This is a genomic window from Vibrio sp. MM46 (genome assembly GCF_027587135.1).
Lineage (GTDB): Bacteria > Pseudomonadota > Gammaproteobacteria > Enterobacterales > Vibrionaceae > Vibrio > Vibrio harveyi.
The window spans coordinates 21,956-43,801 of the sequence record NZ_JAPPTO010000026.1 but is presented as its reverse complement, the minus strand read 5'-3'; the positions used below and the strand labels follow the sequence as shown (position 1 = coordinate 43,801).

At 45.8% G+C, this 21,846-nt stretch carries 17 protein-coding genes; 10 read left to right on the top strand and 7 right to left on the bottom strand.

All coding sequences use genetic code 11. The features are described 5' to 3' along the window. Window positions 1–44 precede the first annotated feature (44 nt). Window positions 45–392, top strand: a complete 348-nt coding sequence (locus tag OH459_RS22870; protein WP_026000151.1) for a DUF5329 family protein — start codon at window positions 45–47, stop codon at window positions 390–392. On the opposite strand, the gene OH459_RS22865 is transcribed toward OH459_RS22870, so the two are convergent. Further along, window positions 357–1,259 (bottom strand): LysR family transcriptional regulator, encoded by a 903-nt coding sequence (locus tag OH459_RS22865; protein ID WP_009696858.1) that lies wholly within the window; start codon window positions 1,257–1,259, stop codon window positions 357–359. The two genes, OH459_RS22870 and OH459_RS22865, sit on opposite strands and share 36 nt — an antisense overlap. Window positions 1,260–1,802: 543 nt before the next feature. After that, window positions 1,803–2,048 (bottom strand): hypothetical protein, encoded by a 246-nt coding sequence (locus tag OH459_RS22860; protein ID WP_269988983.1) that lies wholly within the window; start codon window positions 2,046–2,048, stop codon window positions 1,803–1,805. A 166-nt stretch (window positions 2,049–2,214) separates the two neighbouring features. Here OH459_RS22860 and OH459_RS22855 point away from each other — a divergent pair, with 166 nt between their 5' ends. Next, window positions 2,215–3,081: an AraC family transcriptional regulator gene (locus tag OH459_RS22855; protein WP_005453303.1), complete on the top strand. Its 867-nt coding sequence runs from the start codon at window positions 2,215–2,217 to the stop codon at window positions 3,079–3,081. Window positions 3,082–3,787: 706 nt separating this feature from the next. Here OH459_RS22855 and OH459_RS22850 read toward each other — a convergent pair. After that, window positions 3,788–4,126 (bottom strand): YggL family protein, encoded by a 339-nt coding sequence (locus tag OH459_RS22850; RefSeq protein ID WP_005453308.1) that lies wholly within the window; start codon window positions 4,124–4,126, stop codon window positions 3,788–3,790. Window positions 4,127–4,381: 255 nt separating this feature from the next. On the opposite strand from OH459_RS22850, the gene OH459_RS22845 reads away from it, so the two are divergent. Further along, window positions 4,382–6,418, top strand: a complete 2,037-nt coding sequence (locus OH459_RS22845; RefSeq protein ID WP_269988982.1) for a PhoX family protein — start codon at window positions 4,382–4,384, stop codon at window positions 6,416–6,418. Window positions 6,419–6,533: 115 nt separating this feature from the next. On the opposite strand, the gene OH459_RS22840 is transcribed toward OH459_RS22845, so the two are convergent. Further along, window positions 6,534–7,925 carry a glycoside hydrolase family 1 protein gene (locus tag OH459_RS22840; protein ID WP_269988981.1) on the bottom strand — a complete coding sequence of 464 codons (1,392 nt, stop codon included), beginning with the start codon at window positions 7,923–7,925 and terminating at the stop codon, window positions 6,534–6,536. Window positions 7,926–8,071: 146 nt separating this feature from the next. After that, window positions 8,072–10,132, bottom strand: coding sequence for a sensor histidine kinase (locus OH459_RS22835; RefSeq protein ID WP_269988980.1), 2,061 nt, complete (start codon window positions 10,130–10,132; stop codon window positions 8,072–8,074). Window positions 10,133–10,310: 178 nt separating this feature from the next. On the opposite strand from OH459_RS22835, the gene OH459_RS22830 reads away from it, so the two are divergent. Next, window positions 10,311–11,660: a sigma-54-dependent transcriptional regulator gene (locus OH459_RS22830; RefSeq protein WP_269988979.1), complete on the top strand. Its 1,350-nt coding sequence runs from the start codon at window positions 10,311–10,313 to the stop codon at window positions 11,658–11,660. Window positions 11,661–11,724: 64 nt separating this feature from the next. Here the strand turns inward: OH459_RS22830 and brnQ are convergent, their stop codons facing one another. Then, on the bottom strand, window positions 11,725–13,035 hold the full coding sequence (gene brnQ / locus OH459_RS22825; RefSeq protein WP_269988978.1) for a branched-chain amino acid transport system II carrier protein: 1,311 nt from the start codon (window positions 13,033–13,035) through the stop codon (window positions 11,725–11,727). Between the two features lie 836 nt (window positions 13,036–13,871). On the opposite strand from brnQ, the gene OH459_RS22820 reads away from it, so the two are divergent. The 5 genes from OH459_RS22820 (at window position 13,872) to OH459_RS22800 (ending at window position 19,876) form a co-directional block, all read left to right on the top strand. Beyond that, window positions 13,872–14,882 carry a TAXI family TRAP transporter solute-binding subunit gene (locus OH459_RS22820; RefSeq protein WP_010453237.1) on the top strand — a complete coding sequence of 337 codons (1,011 nt, stop codon included), beginning with the start codon at window positions 13,872–13,874 and terminating at the stop codon, window positions 14,880–14,882. A gap of 88 nt (window positions 14,883–14,970) precedes the next feature. Beyond that, the gene (locus OH459_RS22815) at window positions 14,971–17,094 is read left to right on the top strand and encodes a TRAP transporter permease (protein ID WP_122069332.1); all 2,124 of its coding nucleotides are present in this window, start codon (window positions 14,971–14,973) and stop codon (window positions 17,092–17,094) included. 8 nt (window positions 17,095–17,102) lie between these two features. Continuing rightward, the gene (lhgO, locus tag OH459_RS22810) at window positions 17,103–18,335 is read left to right on the top strand and encodes an L-2-hydroxyglutarate oxidase (protein WP_269988977.1); all 1,233 of its coding nucleotides are present in this window, start codon (window positions 17,103–17,105) and stop codon (window positions 18,333–18,335) included. 373 nt (window positions 18,336–18,708) lie between these two features. Further along, window positions 18,709–19,404, top strand: coding sequence for a glycoside hydrolase family 19 protein (locus OH459_RS22805; protein WP_101905634.1), 696 nt, complete (start codon window positions 18,709–18,711; stop codon window positions 19,402–19,404). Then, window positions 19,349–19,876: a hypothetical protein gene (locus OH459_RS22800; RefSeq protein WP_269988976.1), complete on the top strand. Its 528-nt coding sequence runs from the start codon at window positions 19,349–19,351 to the stop codon at window positions 19,874–19,876. The genes OH459_RS22805 and OH459_RS22800 overlap by 56 nt, the downstream gene beginning before the upstream one ends. Window positions 19,877–19,908: 32 nt before the next feature. Here OH459_RS22800 and OH459_RS22795 read toward each other — a convergent pair whose 3' ends face one another. Beyond that, window positions 19,909–20,316, bottom strand: a complete 408-nt coding sequence (locus OH459_RS22795) for a cystatin (RefSeq protein ID WP_269988974.1) — start codon at window positions 20,314–20,316, stop codon at window positions 19,909–19,911. Window positions 20,317–20,485: 169 nt separating this feature from the next. On the opposite strand from OH459_RS22795, the gene OH459_RS22790 reads away from it, so the two are divergent. After that, window positions 20,486–21,730, top strand: coding sequence for an NADH:ubiquinone reductase (Na(+)-transporting) subunit B (locus tag OH459_RS22790; protein ID WP_269988972.1), 1,245 nt, complete (start codon window positions 20,486–20,488; stop codon window positions 21,728–21,730). Window positions 21,731–21,846: the final 116 nt, after the last annotated feature.

Genomic DNA, 21,846 nt, shown 5'->3' with positions numbered 1-21,846 from the left:
TACTTGGTAGTAGTTACGTGGTCAGGGATAAGGATAAAGCTATGATGAAAGCAAAGTGGTCGTTGCTACTTACATTAAGTATTCTGCCTACCTTTGCATTAGCAGAGGTAGAGGAAGATATCTCGACGTTGATAAAACGAGTTGAGCAATCCTCTTGCACCTTTATCCGTAACGGCAAGGCGTATACCAATCGCGAGGCGGCAGAACACATGCGCAACAAATGGGATTATGCCAAAGATGACGTTGATTCTGTGGATGTGTTTATAAAAGAGGTGGCGTCAAAGAGTTGGTTATCTGGCAAGCCATATTGGGTGGATTGCCAAGATAAGCGTATTACTAGTGAAGAATGGCTGACATCATTGATGAACAGCAGTACCGATCACATTCAATAAGACCTGCTTGATGGTTTGGTAGCGCAGTGGCAATGTGCGGCTGCGTTTTCTAACCAAAAATAAATCTTCATATACCGGTTGCTTTAATTCGGCGACATATAACTCTTCTCTTAATGCAAAGCTCTCCACCGCACTGCGCGGTAAAACGGTAAAGCCGAGTCCTTTACTCACTGGCAGTAAGATCTGGCTTAACTGGTTGACGTACCCGGATAACGGCATGTCGCTGACTTTGATTTCTTTTAGTAAGGGTTCGGCACATTGATCGAAAAATAGCGTCATGTAATGTTCAGCATCTGGGTGACCAATCACGCCACAGCTTTTCAGTAACTCCGGTGTGAGCGTTTTTCCTCGGTAGGATTTAGGTAAGATCAAACATAAAGTCTCTCGACCAATTTGTTCGCTTTGGAACACGCTTTTATTTGGTGAGTAGGTTACGATGCCCATATCAATTCGACCCTCAGCAACGCCATTAAGAATAGATTGGTTGGGCGCAGCTTCTAGGTGAATCGATAAGCCTTTATGTTGTTTCTGTTTTTCAAGGAGCGGATCAAACAGCATCAAGGCAAGCGCACCAGAGCATGCGAGTTTGCAGTATCCAGCATGTGGATCATCAAAGCTCAAATCTTCTAGTAGGCTTTTTTCTTTTTCTTCAAGTTCTAGCGCGTAGGCATACACCATGCGCCCTTGCTCCGTAAGTTCAAAGCTTTTGTTCTCGCGCTTAATCAATGGATGCTGACAAGCTTGCTCCAGCTTTTTAATGTGCTGGCTGACACCGGGTTGAGTCATATAAAGCTTTTCTGCCGTCTGCGTAAAGTGACCGACTTCAACTAGTGTTTTGAATGTGTGTAACCAAACTGGATTCAGCATAGGGCGTCGTTTGCTCGATGTTTATTAAAGAAAGCGTCTATCAGAGAATGAATCTGCTAAAGAAATTGCTGAAATAATAGCATGATGCAAGACCGAACGTAGAGAGGAGCATAAATGACGGGCAAAATAAAACCCCGCCTGGTTTCCCAGACGGGGCTTATTCTTTTTCGCAGCAATCCGGCTACTAATAGGTGCTCCCTGCATCTATCCTTGATTGTGGCTAAGTCCTTTAACCGAGTTCCTTGTTCATCGCCTTCCTAGCGGTGTCCATTCTTGCCTATCATCCTGACGGGCGAACTCTATCCTAGAGCTTAACTACATCCTTGCTGATAACTCATCCTAAGCTACCAAATCTTCATCCTGAAGATACCCAATCCTTTAGGCTTTTTTCCTGTTCCCGCCAACATCCTGTCGACATGTTTAGTATTGTTGTTTTGCTGATTACTCTCAATCAGCTAGGTAAAAAAACTTTGGCAGCGAATATTGCTTAAAAAAGGATAATTAATAATTTTCAATTAGTTAGGTTTATTGGTTGATTTGTTCTTAGTCAAAAATGGTCTTTTTACTTACATTGCTTGTGAGAGATCTCGCACAAGGTGTCGAGCGAATGTACGAATCGGTGTCTTTTTCGTCTTGTTTAAGAGTTTGCTCAAGATCACAACTCGAGTTGTAGCCATAAGATTTAGCGACAGTGTCGGATGAAATTCCCATCTCTTTTACTGCAAATATTGCCCATTCATCACGAGTTTTCTGCATGATCTGACGCAGCTTAGTTTTGAAGTTACTCATAACAGCTCCTTGGTTAGTCTTCTTTTCAACGCAAGGATAAGGAGCGTGACGGAGCTAAGTTGATAGTATACCGCTCAATATCAATACTATTGAGGCGTAGTAAAGAATGTGTCGGTAATACTGATATTATTTGCGCGTATAACAATACTATCTTGTGGAGTGACAAATGGCGCACATCGAAAAAGTACCGCAGAGACCTGGCTTTTCTTGGCGCTATCGTCGTATTGATGAGCCTAAAAAGGAGTATGACTTCCATTTTCATGATGATGTGTACGAGTTGGTCATTCATCGACACTTTTCTGGAACTCTGCACATTGGTCATCACGAGTTGGAAGTGACCCACAATCAAATGTTATTGATTGCGCCGGGTGTTCCTCATTCTATTCATTCCACGTTGGTAGAAAATAACTGTGAAACCCATGTAATTTGGTTTAAGCGTGAGTGGATTGCCAATCTGATGTTTTATTGCACGGAACTGCGCAAACTCGATCCGTTGCTCAAGGCCGCAAATAAAGGAGTAGTGTTCTCTGAGCGAACTGCTCAACAAGTTGTAGAGCTTCTTCAAGAGTTGATGAAAGTACCTGCGATGGAGCAACTAGCTCGCTTTATTCATGTACTTTCGTTACTTGCGCATGATGAAGCAGCCAAAACACTGATGACGCATTCTTATCTCTCGATGAGTGAACATGAGCAACAAGAAAGAGAGCGTGTTGCTAAGGTGAGCGCGTATCTAGAACAACACTTCGCTCGCAAGATAACACTTGCTGATCTCGCTAATGATTTATCGTTGAGTGAAAGTGCGGTGACTCGTCTGTTTAAAAAGCACTTTAAAGAACCCTTTAGCCAACGCTTGATGAAACTGCGTATTAACCATGCCGCCGACTTGCTGCAATCAACTGAGTTGCCCATTGGCATTGTGTTTGAGCGAGTAGGGTATCGCAATCAAGCTTTGTTTAATCGCCATTTTAAAACCTACAAGGGGCTGACTCCGCGAGACTACCGACAACATTACCAGCAGCGAATCCAACCTTAGCTTGATCACATGCGTGGTATCGTTATGCGCAACTGGTATATTAATTGCTAGGCTATTCGAGAATCATTATTAAGATTCAATGACAGATGGAATAGGGAACTTGATTGCCATTAATCTGTCATATTCAGTGGATAGGTTAACCCTTGCCATACGATAAAACACAGTCGAACTGTTCAAAAATTGACTGCAACATGGCGTGTTTTGTCATTATGTTGTGAAATCAATCACGGTTAATTTATTCGTTCCCCGATAGATTGGAGGGGAAAACAACCTTAGACAATAAGCTCATGATGAGCGCTACCTATATAGATGAGGGAGATTGCTATGAAAAAGATGAGAAAAGCACAGTTGCATCGTGTACGTATCCAATACTGGAAAGACACAAAAACTGACGCTAGCAAAAAAGCATAGTTAACCACACTCGTGACACTGAGCTGGCAATGGACGGATAAGCTTCCATAAAATGCCAGCTCTAAAATTATCTAAAACTGCCATTATTTCTCGCTCACCATATTTTCCAGATATCTACGTATCCCCAAATACCAAAATACTCCCAAAGACTAACGGTTCCAAGCCATCAAAGCGGTTCGCGCTTCCGGTTCTCAGTACTTCAGAAATTCACGGCTTCTAAACGCAAAAAAGCCAGTCCGAGGACTAGCTTTCTCATTACTTGCTCAACTCTGTTTATTACAGAGTGACCCTGCAATTACAGGTAGTTTGCGTCAACCAATTCGCCTGCTTTCGCGCTGCTTACTTCTGGGCGAGCTTCTAGCCAAGCGACAACTTGTGCTTTTTGCTCTTCTGTCGCGCTGCCGTAACGCTCAGTTGAACATAGGAAACCTTCAAACAGTTCTAGACCGCCGCCGCCGAAGCACAGATCTAGACCATCAATGTAGTCGATAAACTCATCTACGAATGCATCGTAACGGTCGAAGTCGTTGATGTCTGTTTCACAGCTGATTTCAAAACCTAGGATTGCGAATTCACCTAGGAATAGCTTTTTACGCAGACGACGATTTTTGTTATCGATTTTATCTAGTTTCATGATTATCTCTCGTGGATGATTTGAGTACACCTTATACCCCCAAATCTGGCTTAGCCCAAGCAAAATCGGGAGTACATAGAATAGATGTGTGTTTTATAACATTTTCTAAACACAAAGTTCATAAAGATAGACTAGTTCTGTCACTTTTCTCTTCCAAACTTCCTCTCGCTCAATGACAACGCTCTGAATCCTGCATCTTGAAGTCACTTGGGTATACAAACCTATAATTCAACCTAACACTGGGAAAGCAACACCATGAGTAAGGAAACCTTCGACGCGACGCGTTACAACCAGAGTAATAACAAGCCTTTTGAAGAAGTACTGGAAGCGAGCCTATCTCGACGCAGTATCCTGAAAGGTGGTTTGGGGGTCGGTGCAATGACCGCTTTTGGTGCATTTGGTCTCTCTGGGTGCAACTCCTCTAGCTCGGGCACTTCGGCGGGGAATGGCTCTGGCGTTTCAAGTGCAGTCCTCAATTTTGATTCGATTCCTGGCTCACTGACAGATGCTGTTTCGATTCCGCAAGGTTACGTCGCACAAGTGTTGGTGCCTTGGGGGACGCCTTTAAATGCACAAGGTAATGCTTGGAAAGACGATGGCAGCAACACGAGTGCCGATCAGCTTAATGCGCTTGGTATGCACCATGACGGCATGCATTTCTTCTCACTAAACGACAGTGACACCGATGGATTACTGTGTATTAACCATGAATACATTGATACCTCAGCATTGCACCCAAGTGGTCCTACTGTTGTGGGTGGTGTGCGCACTATCGTCGATGAAGTACGTAAAGAAATTAACGCCCACGGTGTCTCTGTGGTTCGCGTTCAACTTGAAGACAACACGTGGAAACTGGTTGATACCGATCCACTAAACCGCCGTTATACTGGTGCGACAGTGATGGATCTCTCGGGACCAGTGGCAAATACAGACCTGACTGTTACTCGCTTTTCGCAAGATGGTAGCCAAGCACGTGGCACATTAAACAACTGCGGTAATGGTTTTACGCCTTGGGGCACTTACCTTACGTGTGAAGAAAACTGGCCGGGCTATTTCGTTAATGCTGGTGTTCGTACTGAAGAACAAGATCGTATTGGTGTTGATGATGAGCGAACTCGTTATCTTTGGGAAACGTTGGCTGGTAATGCTGAAGAGCGTTTGGATGAGTTTACACGATTTAACGTTGAACCAACCGGAGCAAGCGCATTGGACGATTACCGTAACGAAGCGAATGGTCATGGTTACATTGTTGAAATCGACCCATACACGCAAAACTCGCGTGCGAAGAAGCGTACTGCACTAGGTCGTTTCCGCCATGAAGGCTGTACGTTCGGTAAACTTGAAGAAGGCAAACCTGTGGTGTTTTACTCAGGTCATGATTCTCGCTTCGAGTACTTATACAAATTTGAGTCGGCGGCAGCATGGGACCCAGCAGATGCAAATCCGACAAACCGTTTAGTCACTGGCGATAAGTACATGGATGAAGGCACACTGTATGTGGCACGCTTTAATGAAGACAGTTCTGGTACTTGGTTACCACTGACACTAGACAGCACGACAGTCTCTGGTGGCACATTGGCAGACAACTTTAACTCGTTGGCTGAAATTATTCTTAACACAGCAGGTGCGGCGGATCTTGTCGGTGCGACGCCAATGGACCGCCCTGAGTGGTGTACTGTTGACCCATTCACAGGCTCGGTTTATCTAACGCTGACGAATAACACCAAACGTACGGATGAGACCAACCCTGCGAACCCACGTTTGAACAACAAGTTTGGTCACGTAATTCGTTGGGATGAAGGGGAAGCGGCGACAGACTTTACTTGGGATATCTTCGTGTTTGGAGCTCCTGCTAACGGCGATGCGGACACTAACCGTTCCAGCCTGACAGAACTGAATCAATTTGCGAGCCCAGATGGATTGGCGTTTGATCCTCGTGGCATCCTGTGGATTCAAACGGATAACGGCGCAGATGAAGTGACGTCTTACACCAATGACCAAATGCTTGCTGTCGTGCCTTCAAAACTGACGGATGAAAACGGTACGCAAGAGGTGATTGGTGCAGATAACCAAGCTGAGCTGAAGCGTTTCTTTGTTGGTCCTAACGGCTGTGAAGTGACGGGCTTTACCATTAGCCCAGATTACAAGTCCTTGTTCGTGAACATTCAGCATCCGGGTAACTGGCCTTACAGCGACAATGCTGCGGAAGAAACACCTGCGGGTATGAAACTGCGCCCACGTGCCGCAACGGTGGTTATTCGCCGTGAAGACGGTGGTGAAATTGGCGTTTAGTCATGTGACTGAATTGAAATCGGGAATAAGAAAAGCCCTGCGTTTGCAGGGCTTTGCTGTTTTATATCTAAATAAACATGCACTTTGTATCTAGGCTTGTATCTAGATAATAAGCTTAGTTTTTCAGTGAGCCGCCCGCAGTGCGAATCACATCTTGATACCAGAAGAAGCTCTTCTTACGTTTACGTTCTAATGTACCTTGACCATCGTTGTGGCGATCAACGTAGATGTAACCGTAACGTTTGCTCATTTCAGCGGTTGAGTTCGCGACCAAATCGATGGGTCCCCAACTGGTGAAGCCCATCAGCTCAACGCCATCCAGAATCGCTTCATGTGCTTGTACAAGGTGATCGTTCAAGTAAGCGATGCGGTAATCATCTTGAATCTCACCGTTTTCATCGATTTCATCACGTGCACCTAATCCGTTTTCTACGACGAACAGTGGCTTTTGGTAGCGATCGTGAAGGAAGTTCAGCAGAACGCGCAGGCCTTTTGGATCGATCAACCAACCCCATTGGCTCTTTTCAAGATATGGGTTTGGTACGCTATCGACGATGTTACCCACTTCTTTCTGTTTTGGATCCGCACTTGCACAGCCACTTGCGTAGTAGCTGAATGAGATGAAATCGACACTTGCTGATGCGATCTCTTCTAAGTCGCCTGCTTCCATCTGAATTTCAATGCCATTTTCACGGAAGTAACGCTTCATGTAGCCAGGGTATTGACCACGTGTTTGTACATCACCGAAGAACAACCACTTGTTGTTTTCATGCATTGCAGCAAGCACGTCATCAGGATTACAGGTATATGGGTAATTGATTGCGCCAAGCAGCATGTTACCAATCTTGCCGTTTGGTACGATTTGCTGACACAGTTTTACCGCTTTTGCGTTTGCGACTAGCTGGTGATGAATCGCTTGGTAAATCTCTTGTTCACTGGCGTCTTCTTGCAAACCAACACCAGTAAATGGTGCGTGCAGTGACATGTTGATTTCGTTGAATGTTAACCACAGCTTCACTTTGTCTTTGTAGCGTTCCAGCACGGTGCTAGCATAACGTTCGAAGAATTCGATGACGCAGCGATCACCCCAACCGCCATAATTTTCAACCAGTGCGTAAGGCATTTCGTAGTGAGATAAAGTCACGAAAGGCTGGATGTCGTGCTCGGCAAGTTCGTCAAAAATTTTATCATAGAACGCTAAACCTTCTTCGTTAGGTTCTAGCTCGTCACCGTTCGGAAAGATTCGGCTCCATGCCAAAGACAGACGCAGACAGTTAAAGCCCATCTCTTTAAATAGCGCAATGTCTTCTGGGTAGCGATTGTAGAAGTCGATCGCCACGTCTTTGATACCCGGCGTACGTTCTTCACGGGTTTGATGCGGACTCAAAATACCGTTTGGCAGCATGTCTGATGTCGATAACCCTTTACCCCCAAGGTTGTACGACCCTTCTACTTGGTTTGCAGCAATAGCACCGCCCCAAAGAAAATGTTCAGGAAACTTAATCATGTTTCTCACTCTTTATCGTTTTGAAGTGTATGTTTTCTGTGTTCGAGAATAGTGTAGGTCAAGGAGGGATTCTTGTATCGAGATCGTGTTTTTCTCAAACGACGGGGATGCCTAGTTCTAACGGTGGTTTTGTAATCGATACAAAATCACGCTGACTTGAACCATAAAGTGAAAATCAGCCCATTTTGTTCATTTTTATTCACGATAATTTGCCCGTTCATATCGCGCATATTATTGGCGGTGATCGCTAATCCCAGCCCTAATCCCTTACCAATTTTCTTTGAGGTTTGGAATGGTTCGAACATGGATTCAAGCATTTTATCCGAGACGCCGCAGCCATTATCACTTACCGTGAGCTCTACTTGATTGTCGGTTGGAGTGACGATCAAACTCAGCTGTGGATTGGCGGTTTGGTCCATTGCATCCAATGCATTCGACACAAGGTTGCCAAGGACCTGTAGTAGCCGTTGTTCTTCACCCATGATGTTAGGTAAGTCATGAGGAACGCGCACACGTACGTCCACGTTCTCTAATTGGGATTGGTACACCCGCAAAGTATCTTCGAGTGCAGAGGTGAGAGAAATTGCCTGCAAGCTTTCTGGTTTGTTGTAGGCGAACGTCTTTAGCTGACTGGTCATGCTTGCCATGCGATCAATCAGCTTCTGTACCAAAGCATTGTTGGCTTTCATCATCTCCGTTTCGCCACGTTCTGCCAACAGTTCGTTTGTGGTGAGCAGGGTACGCAAGCCTGTCAGTGGCTGATTGAGTTCATGAGTGATCGCGCTCGACATGCGACCCAAAGCGGCCATTTTGCTCGATTCAATCAACTGGCTTTGCGCTTCTTTTAGCGCTTGAGTACGCTCTTCTACCCGCTGCGCCAGCTCTTGGTTTACTTGTTGCAGCGATTGCTCAGCTTTTTTCCGCTTAGTGATGTCGATGATTGTTGCAAGGAAATACTGCTCACCATGCCAAGGGAAACTGGTCAGCGAGAACAGTACAGGGAAGACGCTACCGTCACTGCGTCTGGCAATGGTTTCAACCGTGCTGATCTCTGCGAGCTCTTTATGTTTAGGCAAGTCCTTTAGTAACTTAAGTGTGGTGGAATTGGGATTACCTGCGTCGAATAATTCCCAAGCAAAAGCGTGTCGATTGACGCTTTCTGGCAAGCAGAACAAGCGCTTTGCCATTGGGTTGAGATCGAACAATTGTCCTTGTTCATCAATCAATAGCAAACCTACGTGGGTCTTATTGATCATCTGTTTCAAGCGGCGTTGGGACTCTTCCAACAGGGCTTGAATTCGCTGTTGGTTGATGTGCTTTTGGCGACGTTGTAGACCAATGATGACGAGTAATACAACCAATAAGAGCAGCGCCGCTACGCTCCAACCAATCACGTTTATGGTTTGTTGAATCGGCTTAGAAGGGGTGAGGTAGCTGACGTACCAATTCAAATCATCCAATTTAACGGTGTGCGCAAAGTAGCGTTGTTGGTTGAGCGTCCACACACTGATATTGGTGTTGTCGTATAAGCGTTGCGTTTCTAACTGAACGGTGTTGCTCGGTTCGTTAAACCAGTCAGCGTTATAAAGCGAGCTACTCGATAGGAAAAAGCGTTGTTGGCGATTTTGCAACGTAATGATGTCTTGGCTAGTAATGGTCTGTTCGGTCAACAGGCTGAGGTTGATTTGCACCACCACAATGCCTGCGATATCCAGACCGTCGTAGATAGGGGCTGCAAGATAATACAACGGGCTCGAACCTTTGGTTTTGTTCACCAAGGAAACACCGCCGCCTTGATTGTGAATTTGTTCCACAATGGCTTTTCGGTCAGACAGGCTAAAGCGCTCTTCGATCAAACTCGATACCAATACTTCGCCAGAGTTAGACAGGATTAACCAGCCTTCTGTATTGGCAGCTTTATCGAGTTGAGTCAGCTGGGTTTGCAACGGTTCGTAATAAGTTCGGTTTCCTTTCACAAACGCGATGGTTTCTGGATTGTTGGTAACAAGGTAAGGCAGATGGTAGAAGCGTTTAAGTGCACGGCGAACTTCACCAATATAGTCGAGCAGCTTTTGCTGAGCTTCGGTTTGAGTTTGCACACTTAACCATTGACGGGCGACCTCTCTACTGGCGCTATAGCAAGACAACATCAGCACTGCCGCAATTGCGACCACAAGCCATGTTTTGCCATTCCTTTTGCGCTGCATACTGACTCCATTCAGCTAGTGAGTTCTCACCGAGAGTCATTAAAGAGTGCGCCTAACTGGTTGGATGTTAAAGACTTGTAAGCAAGAAGTGAGATCTAGCTCCTTTTCTCCTCAGTGGTTTTTGCTACCGTTAACAAAGAGCGATTTCTTTCTCACCCCATAAAGCAGGCAGTAACTCATGGCTTTTGACGACATCCCTAAAATTGCACTTATCGAAGACGATGACATTGTTCGCCAAGCTACCAGTCAATGGCTGCAACTGGCGGGGTTCGACGTGACCGCGTTCAGTTTGGGGGAGGAGGGCAAAGCCGCCATTCTTATCCAAGAATTTGATGCGATTGTCAGTGATGTTCGCCTGCCAGACACCGACGGCTTGTCGATACTAGAAAGTCTGATTGCCAATCACATTCCAACGCCGATTATCTTGATCACCGGACATGGTGACGTTGACATGGCTGTCGGGGCGTTACAAAACGGTGCGTTCGATTTTATCGAGAAACCTTTCCAACCTGAGCGCTTATCTCAACGTGTGACCGAAGCGGTCGAGAGTTATCGCGCACAAACGTCTACTCAAGATCGCCAAGAGTACCTATCTAGTGTTAGCGGCTTAGAAGAAGTGTTGATTGGGCGAAGCCGAGTGATGCAACAGCTTAGAGAACAAGTAGCCAAGTTAGCGCGCATTGATACTAACGTGATTATTTACGGTGAAACAGGTTGTGGTAAAGAGCTGGTAGCGACCAGTTTGCACAATGAAAGCCAACGCAGCCCCCATCATTTTGTGCCAATCAACTGTGGTGCTATTCCTGAGAACCTGTTTGAAAGTGAGCTGTTTGGGCACGAAGCAGGGGCATTTACCGGGGCAGGTAAAAAGCGCATTGGTAAATTGGAATACGCGGATAAAGGCACCTTATTCTTTGATGAAATCGAGAGTATGCCACTGTCTATGCAGGTGAAAGTCTTACGTTCATTACAGGAACATACGGTTGAGCGCGTTGGGGGTAATCAGCAGATCTCGGTTGATTTGAGAGTGATCGCCGCTGCGAAAGAAGATCTCAATGATCATGACGAGTTTCGTCAGGATTTGTACTACCGCCTCAATGTGGCGCAGATCTATTTGCCACCACTACGTGAGCGAGAAGAAGACGCGTTGATCTTGTTCGAACACTTTGCCCTGAAAAGTAACCCTGAGAGTCGTCCACTGAGTGAAGCCGATAGAAAAGCCATTCTTGCTTACGCTTGGCCCGGCAACGTGCGTGAGCTTAGAAATGTCGCGATGCGTTTTGCACTGGATGAAACCGTCTCCGTGATGGAAATTCTCTCCAGTCGACCCTCTTCTACAACCGAGGAGACACAAGCGGGCGTTCCGTTGGCGATTCAGCTACACAACTTTGAACGTAAAGTGCTGCATGACTCGCTAGTTCGACACCAAGGACGAATTACGGATGTGATGGTCGAGTTAGATTTACCGCGCCGAACCCTCAACCAAAAGATGCAGAAGTTTGGTTTAAATCGCTCTGACTATACATAGAAAAAACGGCTTCTGAGGAAGCCGTTTTTTGTTGAGGTACTTATTTGTTAAGGTACTTGCCAATCTAGGCTTGGTTTACCAACTCGGTTTGTTGTTGGCTTGCCTTGCGGGTAAAGACTACACCCACAACCACCATGGCAATCGTCGGAACAATCCAGCTTGCAAAGTAGTGGTAAAGCGGCATGTTGCTGTCTAACCATTGGTTTGCCGCTTCTGGCATGTAGCCTAGGATGTGCAGCGCATCAATACAACCAAACGCTAGAGCAGTGAATGCGGTCGCGACCACCATGATTTGCGACATCTTGTTGCGCACTGGTGCCATGATCATCAACGCAATCGCGACTGGGTGAAGCGCCACAACCGCTGGCAATGTGATAGCCAATAGTTGCTCTAGACCTACGTTGGCGATCAAACCTGCCAATACCATGGTCGTGATAACGCAGCCTTTGTAGTTCACTTTGCTGAAAGTGTTGTCGTAGAACTCACTGCCTGCGGTGGTTACGCCGATAGCAGTAGTCAAACATGCTAATACCATCACGGCACCTAGTAGTAGTGAACCAAACGCGCCGAAGTGGCTGAAGGTGAATGCCGTTAAAATGTCGCCACCATTGCTGAACTCAGAACCCAAGTATGAGCTTGTCGAGCCAATGTAAGCCAATGAGATGTAAACAAATGCCATGGCAACCGCGTACATCAAAGCTGCGATTAGCGTGTATTTTGCGGTGGCTTTCGGACAATCCACACCCATGCTACGAATCGCGCGGAAGATGATCCAACCAAAACCGATAGAACCTAGCGCATCCATGGTCATGTAGCCTTGGGTTAAGCCTTCAGCAAATGCGCCAGATACGTATGGCCCTGTTGCAGTAGTTAGCTCACCTGCAGGAGAAATCAAAGCAGTCACAGACATGATGATCAAGATACCCATCAAGGCAGGCGTTAAGATCTTACCTAGGTTGTCGACCAACTTACCCGGATATAGGGCAAATAGAATGGTGATAGCACAGAAGGCAATAGTGAAAGGCACCAAAGCGGCATCACCAAACATTGGCGCAAAGCTAAATTGGTAAGCCACGGTAATCGCACGTGGTATTACGAACGCAGGGCCAATCACGATAAACACCATCACCCAAAAACTGGTCGCCAAAGGTTTAGGTAGGGCAGCGGTTAATTTGTCTGAACCGTTTACGATAGCCACCATCACCAGTGCCATCGCAGGCAGACCTACACCCGTCAAGAGGAAGCCAGACATCCCGCTCAGAAAGTTTTCACCTGCTTGGTAACCCAAAAATGGAGGGAAGATCAGGTTACCCGCGCCTAAGTACATGGCGAAAGTCATGAAGCCCAAAGCGGCGATATTGCGTGCGCTTAACATTGTTATTCCTCTTATGTTTCGCTTGGAAGAAACTGAAAGGAATGGGAGGAGTATGTGGTGTTCCCGTCAGCTTCTTCTCAAGCTGACAGAAAGTTTAGATATAGCCTGTCAGCTCTGAATCAGTTTCAGAGAGAGCAGGAGGATCGCAGCAGCAACGCCAGATGGGCGTTTTAAAGCGAATTGTAATTGCGCAGTTGCTGACATGGGTGATCCTTAGTGACAAAAAAGCACCAAGGAATACGTTTGCCTTGGTGTGTAGTTACCCTAACGAACATGAGGCTATTGGCACAACCCCGAAGTAGAAAATAAGTTGATACGGTCAATGTTTGTTTCTGAACTGGTGGATTGAACTGGTTTTTAAATTAAAAATTAGAATAAATGACTTTTCATTTCATTAACATGGCTTGTTTTGCTGTATTTTTGTGCTATTTGTAGTCGTTTAGGCTATAAGCCTCCGCTGATAAAGTGAGCAGTTTAGAATGATGCGCTTTTTCTTCTTATTGTTAAGACACTCATTAGTTGCAGTTCAATCCAAAATTGCATCGGCAAAATATTGCTTATCAGCCAATCGTGCATTTATTTTGTCTTGATCACATTTTATTAACCTTTTGCGATCTAGGCGTGCAACCTTCTCCTCTTGAATAAGCAAGATCTTGCTCATCGCTTTGCTATCAAATCAGCATAATTTTGCTCATTTTTGATGTCTTTCTGTACTTATGTCAATAAATACAATGACTTAAAAGTTGGCATTTCAATTGCTCTAGGGAATTTGTTGTTAATAAAGATTTAACATGATGTAAATCCCCAATCGTGAAACGACTACACGGAGAGTAATAATGAAAATGAATAAGCTGGTAAAAGCTTTGGCTGTCGCTGTGACTTCTTTTGGTATTGCTGCTAACGCTGCGGCAGAAGATCGTAGTTACATTCTTGCAACGGCATCGACAGGTGGTACTTACTATCCTGTGGGCGTAGCGTTGGCGACGTTAAGCAAAGTGAAATTGGCACCAAAGCACCACTTCTCCCTTTCTGCAATCAGCTCTGCGGGCTCTGGTGAAAACGTCAAACTGCTGAACGAAAACGAAGCACAGTTCGCGATTCTACAAGGTCTTTATGGTGCGTGGGCTTGGTCTGGTGAAGGTCCTTATGAGAAGAGCGGTCGTCAAGAACAACTGCGTTCAGTCTCTATGCTGTGGCAAAACGTTGAGCACTTTATTGTTCGCTCTGACTTAGCAAAAACTGGCACAGTGACTGACCTGAACAACCTAGATGGCAAGAAGTTCTCTATCGGTAAGAAGAACTCTGGTACTGAGAACTCGGGTCGCCAAATCATGAAAGGTCTGAAGGTAGACCCTGATAAATTCAATCTTGCTTACATGGGCTACGGCGGCAGCGCGAGCGCACTTCAAAACGGTACCATTGACGGCATGAACACGCCTGCAGGTGTACCTGTTGGTGCGGTTACTCAAGCTTTTGCTGCGTTGGGTAAAGACATTTCGATTCTTTCGTTTACTGACGAGCAAATCAAAGAGGCGAATGGCAGTTATAACCTATGGACGAAGTACGAGATCCCAGCGAACACGTACCCGGGTCTAGATAAGCCGATCACCACCATTGCACAGCCAAACTTCTTGGCAGTTCGTGAAGATATCTCGGAAGAAGACGTTTACCAGCTAACCAAAGCGATCTACGAGAACCTGCCTTTCCTACAAGGCATCCACAAAGCAACCAAAGCAATGGCGATTGAGAAAGCGATTGCTGGTTTGCCAGTGCCTCTTCACCCAGGTGCGGCGCGTTACTACAAAGAAATGGGCATCGAAATCCCATCAGACCTAATGGCGAAATAACGCCTACTTGGCCCCGAGTTTTGGCTCGGGGCATTTTATCCCTACCGATTTCAAAGATGGAAAAAGCCGCCAGAGCTTGGAGTATGAGATGAGCGACTCAATAGAAAAGGAATTGCAGAAGTTTGAGCTGCCCACGCGCACTGATTTTCCGTGGGTAACCACCACAATTACAGTGTTTGGCGTGGTGTTGTCTGCTTTGCACATTTGGTTTAATACCTTATCGACGTTACCAGAGTTATGGATTTCCGCGACCCACTTTGCTGGCTTTGCGGTGATTTGTGCGCTTTGGTATCCGGCTCATATCTCTCTCAAGCAGAGTAAGATTGCACTCGGCATCGATGTGTTGATTGCCATGGGCGCGGTCGCTTGTTTGCTCTACATTCCCTATGCCGAAGATGCGCTATATGAACGCGGTGTGAAGTTCGTGACCAGCGATTGGGTCTTCGCCATCATGGCAATCCTGATTGTTATTGAGCTGATTCGACGCACCATGGGCTGGTTTATTCCAGTGCTGATTGTGGTGTGTCTGAGCTACGTTGTGCTTTGGGGTAAGTGGGCAACAGGTATTTTCCACTTCCCAGGTTTGAGCATGGAAACCTTGCTCTACCGTAGCTTCTATTCTTCCGAGGGCATGTTTGGTTCTATCTCGCGCATCAGTTGGACTTTCGTATTCATGTTCATTCTGTTTGGTGCGTTTCTTGTGCGCTCTGGTGTTGGTGATTACATCATCAATGTGGCTCGTGCTGCGGCTGGCAAAATCATCGGCGGTCCGGGTTTTATTGCGGTGATTGGCTCCGGTTTGATGGGCTCAGTATCGGGCTCTAGTGTGGCAAATACGGTTTCTACCGGTGTTATCAGTATTCCTTTAATGCAAAAAGCAGGTTTCCCTTCGCGCTTTGCTGCGGGGGTTGAAGCTGCAGCGTCAACAGGTGGTCAGTTGATGCCACCAGTGATGGGGGCGGGTGCTTTCATCATGGCGTCTTACACGCAAATTCCTTATGTTGATATCATTGCGGTTTCTTTCATTCCTGCTCTTATCTATTTCTTGTCTGTTGCGTTCTTTGTGCGTATCGAAGCCAAACGCAGCGGCGTTCAAAAAATCACGACCAGCGATGAATCTCTATTAAAAGTGTTGATCAGCGGTTGGCACAACCTTATCCCGCTGGCGGTATTGGTTACTTTGTTGGTTCAAGGTTTTACACCGACTTACGCTGCGGGCTTGTCGATCATCTCAGTGGTGGTGGCGTCTTGGTTCTCGAAAGATCACAAGATGGGACCAAAAGCGATTATCGAAGCGCTATCGCAAGGTGCGAAGAACATGGCGACAACAGCCGTATTGCTGGTGGGTATTGGTTTGGTGATCAACGTGATCAGTACAACAGGCATCGGCAACACCTTCTCATTGATGATCGATGGTTGGGCGAATGGTGACTTGTTCATCATGATCGTTCTGATTGCGCTCGCTTCTCTTGTTTTGGGTATGGGTTTACCCGTGACAGCGGCGTATATTGTATTGGGTACACTGTCTGCCCCTGCGCTTTACAAGTTGATTGCGGAAAACCAATTGCTTGAATTGATGGTGTCGGGTCAATTGCCTGAACAAGCAAAAGCCATCTTCATGTTGGCGGCGCCGGAAAAGTTGGAACTGCTTAACGCACCAATGGCGTTGGAAACCGCAAAAGAAATGGTGGCGCTAGTGCCTGCGGACTTTATGGAAACTCTACTAGAGCAAAGTTTGGGTATAGAAGCAGTAGGCTTGGCGTTGCTGGCTGCTCACCTAATCATCTTCTGGTTATCGCAAGACAGTAACGTTACGCCTCCAGTGTGTTTGACCGCATTTGCAGCAGCAACCATTGCAAAAACACCGCCAATGCGTACCGGTCTGATGGCGTGGAAAATCGCCAAAGGTTTGTATCTTGTACCGCTGTTGATTGCTTACACAGGCTTAGTAAGTTGGGATGTGACGTCAGTGATTACTGTAGGCTTCTTTGCCATCATCGGTACCTATGCATTGATTGGTGCGATTGAAGGTTATTTGGAAGGTCCTCTAAACATTCTAACGCGTCTCTTGTTGGTAGTGGTGGGTACATTGCTGGTTTGGCACGACATCCCAATGTTGGTTCGTGTGGCAAGCTGCGCGGTATTTGTCGCGGTGTTCATTTACAGTGGTCGCAAGTTCAAATTGCAACAATCTCAACTCTCGGTTTTATAAGAGGTCGTATGAAATCAGTCTATGACTACATCATTGTTGGTGGCGGTATCGTTGGTGTGTCGACGGCATGGCAACTGCAGCAACGTCACCCAGACCAATCCATTTTATTGGTTGAGAAAGAGTCCGGTTTTGCCAAGCACCAAACCGGACACAATAGCGGCGTGATTCATGCTGGGGTGTACTACGCACCGGGCAGCCTAAAAGCCGATTTTTGTAAGCGTGGGGTAGAGCGAACCATTTCGTTCTGTGCTGAGCACGATATTCCAGTGGAGAACTGTGGCAAGTTACTGGTTGCGACCAACGAGCAAGAAGTCGAACGCATGAATGCCCTCTATGAGCGCTGTCATGTCAACGGCATCGACGTAAAGCTGCTCGATGAAGTTCAACTCAAGCTGGCTGAGCCAAACATCACTGGCTTAGGCGCGATTTATGTCAAAACCACCAGTATTGTCGATTATCGTTTGGTCACTGAGCAGATGGCGGAAGAGTTCCAAAAGCTCGGCGGTCAAATCAGCCTGAGGACTAAAGTGGTGGCTGCCGAAGAGAAGGACGAAGAAGTCCAATTGACCTGCATTTCAGACGGTCAAACCATGCAGCTCAATGCCAAATTCTTGGTCACTTGCAGTGGCTTGATGGCGGATCGCATGACTAAGATGATGTCTATTCCGACCGATTTCCAAATCATTCCTTATCGCGGTGAATACTACCGCTTAGATAGCAAACACGACCAAGTGGTGAATCATCTTATTTATCCAATTCCAGACCCTGATTTGCCATTCTTAGGTGTCCACCTGACTCGCATGATTGATGGCAGTGTGACCGTTGGTCCAAATGCGGTGCAAGGCTGGAAGCGAGAAGGGTACGATAAGGTCAACTTTAGCCTGCAAGATACCATGCAAATGCTCAGCTTTTCAGGTTTCTGGAAGGTGACACAAAAGCATCTAAAAACCGGATTGGATGAGTTTAAGAACTCGTGGTGGAAGCCGGGCTATCTCAAACTGGTCAATAAGTACTGCCCAAGCATCAAGGTCGAAGACCTCAAACCATATCCTGCGGGTATTCGCGCGCAAGCAGTGTTATCCGATGGCACTTTGGTTCATGATTTCTTGTTTGCCGAGAGCGCAAGAAGCCTACACGTTTGCAATGCCCCCTCTCCCGCAGCGACATCGGCAATGCCGATTGGGGAGTACATTTGCGATAAAGTGAATGAGAAGATAGAGGCGAAAACCGAGACGGTTTAACAGTAGAAAGCCAAACCAAAAGTACACCAGAGATGACTCTATTTGTTGGGTGATTATTGTCGGGTGTGCCGGAAGTTTGGCTTTTACTTTGGTGATTGGATAATTTCCTTCTTATGATATTTGGGTTTATTAGGAGAGGGATGGATGAAATTAGGTTTAGCCAATCACAAAGTCGACGTCGTTAAACATGACCCTGCATGGCGACAGGAGTTTGTTGATATCGTACGCTATTCTTAGGGTGTGGATTGTATCGCAAGATAACGTAATTTATATGTATAAAGCGATTTAAAGGTGACGTATGGCAGCGTTTAACTTACATTTTTAAGATGTTTTCTAGCTCTTTCTATTTAAATTTGTATTTATTGGAGGAGTTATGATTACGAAGCAACATCTTAGAAAAGTTTGGAAGAATGAAGCGAGAGTTTCAGATGAATATTTACTAGTTATAAGCGAAGAACTTTCATCAAAGCTAGTTGAGTGTAAGTTAGATAGCGAATTACGAATATCGCACTTCATTGCTCAATTGGTAAAAGAGGTAGGTCCTTATATCACGCTTGAAGAGAATTTCAATTATTCAGTTCAGGGGTTAAAAAATACATTCAAAACCTATCGTAAAAATCCAGAGCTAGCAGAAAAACATGGAAGAAACGCCGCAATCAATCAAAAAGCCAATCAACAAGCAATAGCAAACAATGCGTATGCTATGAGAATAGGGAATGGAAGTGAAAGCACTGGTGATGGCTGGAAGTACCGCGGTAGAGGAATGATACAGCTTACAGGTAAGGGGAATTATGCTGCAATAGAGGGAGTACATGCCAACATCTGGGATGAAGATGTGAGTTTTGTTTCCTCCCCAAACCTTGTGGCTAAACCAAAATATGCAGTAAGGACTGCGATGATTTTTTGGTTAAATAACAAGTTATATTTGAAAGCTGATAAAGGAGCCTCTCGTACTGTCACGGATAGTATTACAGCGGTAGTTAATAAAAATACAGATTCATATGGACGACGACATGAGATTTTTGAAAGGCTGTATAAAAAAGGTACATTCAAAGATATTTTTAGGTAGTTTTTTTTTGACGATGTTGTTGGCACCTACTCCATCTTTAAGTTTTCAAATCTTGAGTTTTAATGATGCATATCTGTTATCAGGTCACGAGTTGGAGTCAGATTATATGGTCTACGTGCCAGGCTCTATGGAAGCAGAAATTACCAATGTGTTTAAATTTGATTGTGAAGGCCGCCGTGTTGAAGCGGTGAAAATTGGTAGCGAGATTAACAACGCAGCGACGTATGGCGAACATCTCCAATACTATTTCTTTCTCGTAAGAGACCATCAGTTTCACGTTCCTCTAAGAATTGTTGAATCTTTTCAAACGGTTGATAAAGAGTCCAAAGAGGTTCTATCGGAACATTTACCAATTACCAAGCATGATGCTTCTGATTTAGCATGCGATTTGATTCGACCTCAGATTATGAGTTATCAGTTTACACGAACGTTTGAAGCTGTTGCTAAACCAGAAAAGAACAAAGGCGACTAAACTGTCGCCTTTGTTGTATTTGAATCTGGGAATTAGGAGTTGCCATCTTTAGGGCAAAGTTTGCCCTTCTTGGCGTGTCTTTCGATCATGTAATCGCCGCGGGCGCTGTGCAACACAATCGCATTCCACACTTCCCCGTCTTTGAGTTCAAACTCCATCGCGTAGTGTATGCCGCCAACGACTTGAGTTCTCACATCATTGATTTGTTTTAGCTTATCCGTCGCGTTCATTTGATGCAGAATCATACTGAGTGAGCGCTCCGCATCTGGTGTAACTTTCGCGATCTGCCAACCACCTGGTACACCACCTTGTGAGCTGCAGATGGCTTGCATTTTCTTCTTCAAAGCTGGTGACATTTGTTTGTCGACTGCAAATGTGCTGGTTGCAAATGGCAGGGCAGATAACACCAAAACAGCCGTCCACATCATCCTTAACTTCATAATTCACTCCGTTGTTTTGTTATTGATTGAGTATAAGCACGACTTTCACGGTTTACATAATCACGAGGCATTCCGTAACAGCTCATAGATACGTATCGGAAAGATGAAAGAGTTAAAAACGATCGCCTTTCGATGGCTATTCGTAACACTCTTTAGAGGAGGAGACGTTATGAGTCTGAAGCATTATTTTGAAAAGGTCTCACCAAAGTTTGAACCAGGAGGCCAGTATCACAAGTTCTACCCACTCTTCGAAGCTGTTGAAACCCTTTTTTATACGCCGGGTAAAGTGAATCATGGCGTTACCCATGTTCGAGACAGCATCGATTTAAAGCGCATCATGATCATGGTGTGGCTAGCCGTTTTCCCTGCGATGTTCTGGGGCATGTACAACATAGGTCAACAATCCAGCAACGCTCTGCTCTATGTCCTTGACCAAGTGGCAGCGCAGCAAGCCATTGATGCCTCTTGGGGGCTAAGCTGGGTTTGGGGTTCGGTAGAAGTCGTAAGCCAAGCGGGTTGGGCAAGTAAAATGCTTGTCGGCGCCACGTACTTTCTGCCTGTCTACGCGACTGTGTTTGTGGTTGGTGGGTTCTGGGAAGTGCTGTTTGCTATCGTTCGTAAACATGAAGTGAATGAAGGCTTCTTTGTCAGCTCTATTCTTTTTGCTTTAATTCTCCCGCCTACCATCCCATTGTGGCAAGCCGCGTTGGGTATCACTTTTGGCATCGTAGTGGCGAAAGAAATCTTCGGCGGTACGGGGCGTAACTTCCTAAACCCAGCATTGGCTGGGCGCGCGTTCTTGTACTTTGCTTATCCCGCTAACATGTCTGGCGGCGCTGTTTGGGTTGCGGCAGATGGTTACTCTGGCGCTACACCGCTGAGCCAATGGTATGAAGGTGGTCAAAGTGCTTTGACGAACAACATGACGGGCCAACCAATCTCATGGATGGACGCATTTGTTGGTAACCTTCCGGGTTCAATGGGGGAAGTTTCGACCTTGTTGATTGCGCTCACAGGTTTGGTGCTGATCTTTATGAAGATCGCTTCGTGGCGAATTGTTGCTGGGGTCTTTGTGGGTTTAGCTGTGACATCGCTACTGCTTAATGCGATTGGCTCGAATACTAATCCTATGTTCTCTATGCCGTTTTACTGGCACTTTGTGATTGGTGGTGTTGCGTTTGGTACCTTCTTTATGGCGACAGACCCAGTATCCGCTGCGTTCACTAACGGTGGTAAGTGGGCTTACGGTATCTTGATTGGTGTGATGACGATATTTATCCGTGTACTCAACCCCGCCTATCCGGAAGGCATTATGTTAGCGATTCTGTTTGCCAACTTGTTTGCTCCTTTGTTCGACTACATGGTCAAAGAGAACAACATCAAACGCAGAATGAAAAGGGTGAGACCTTCGTAAAATGAGGTAAGCTTCACTGAAATTTGGTTGAAAACTGCACTATATTGAAAAGGTCAGAGACACGGGGTTTCTGGCTTTTCTTTTTATCAGGAGGACGAAGACGATGAGAATTAAGG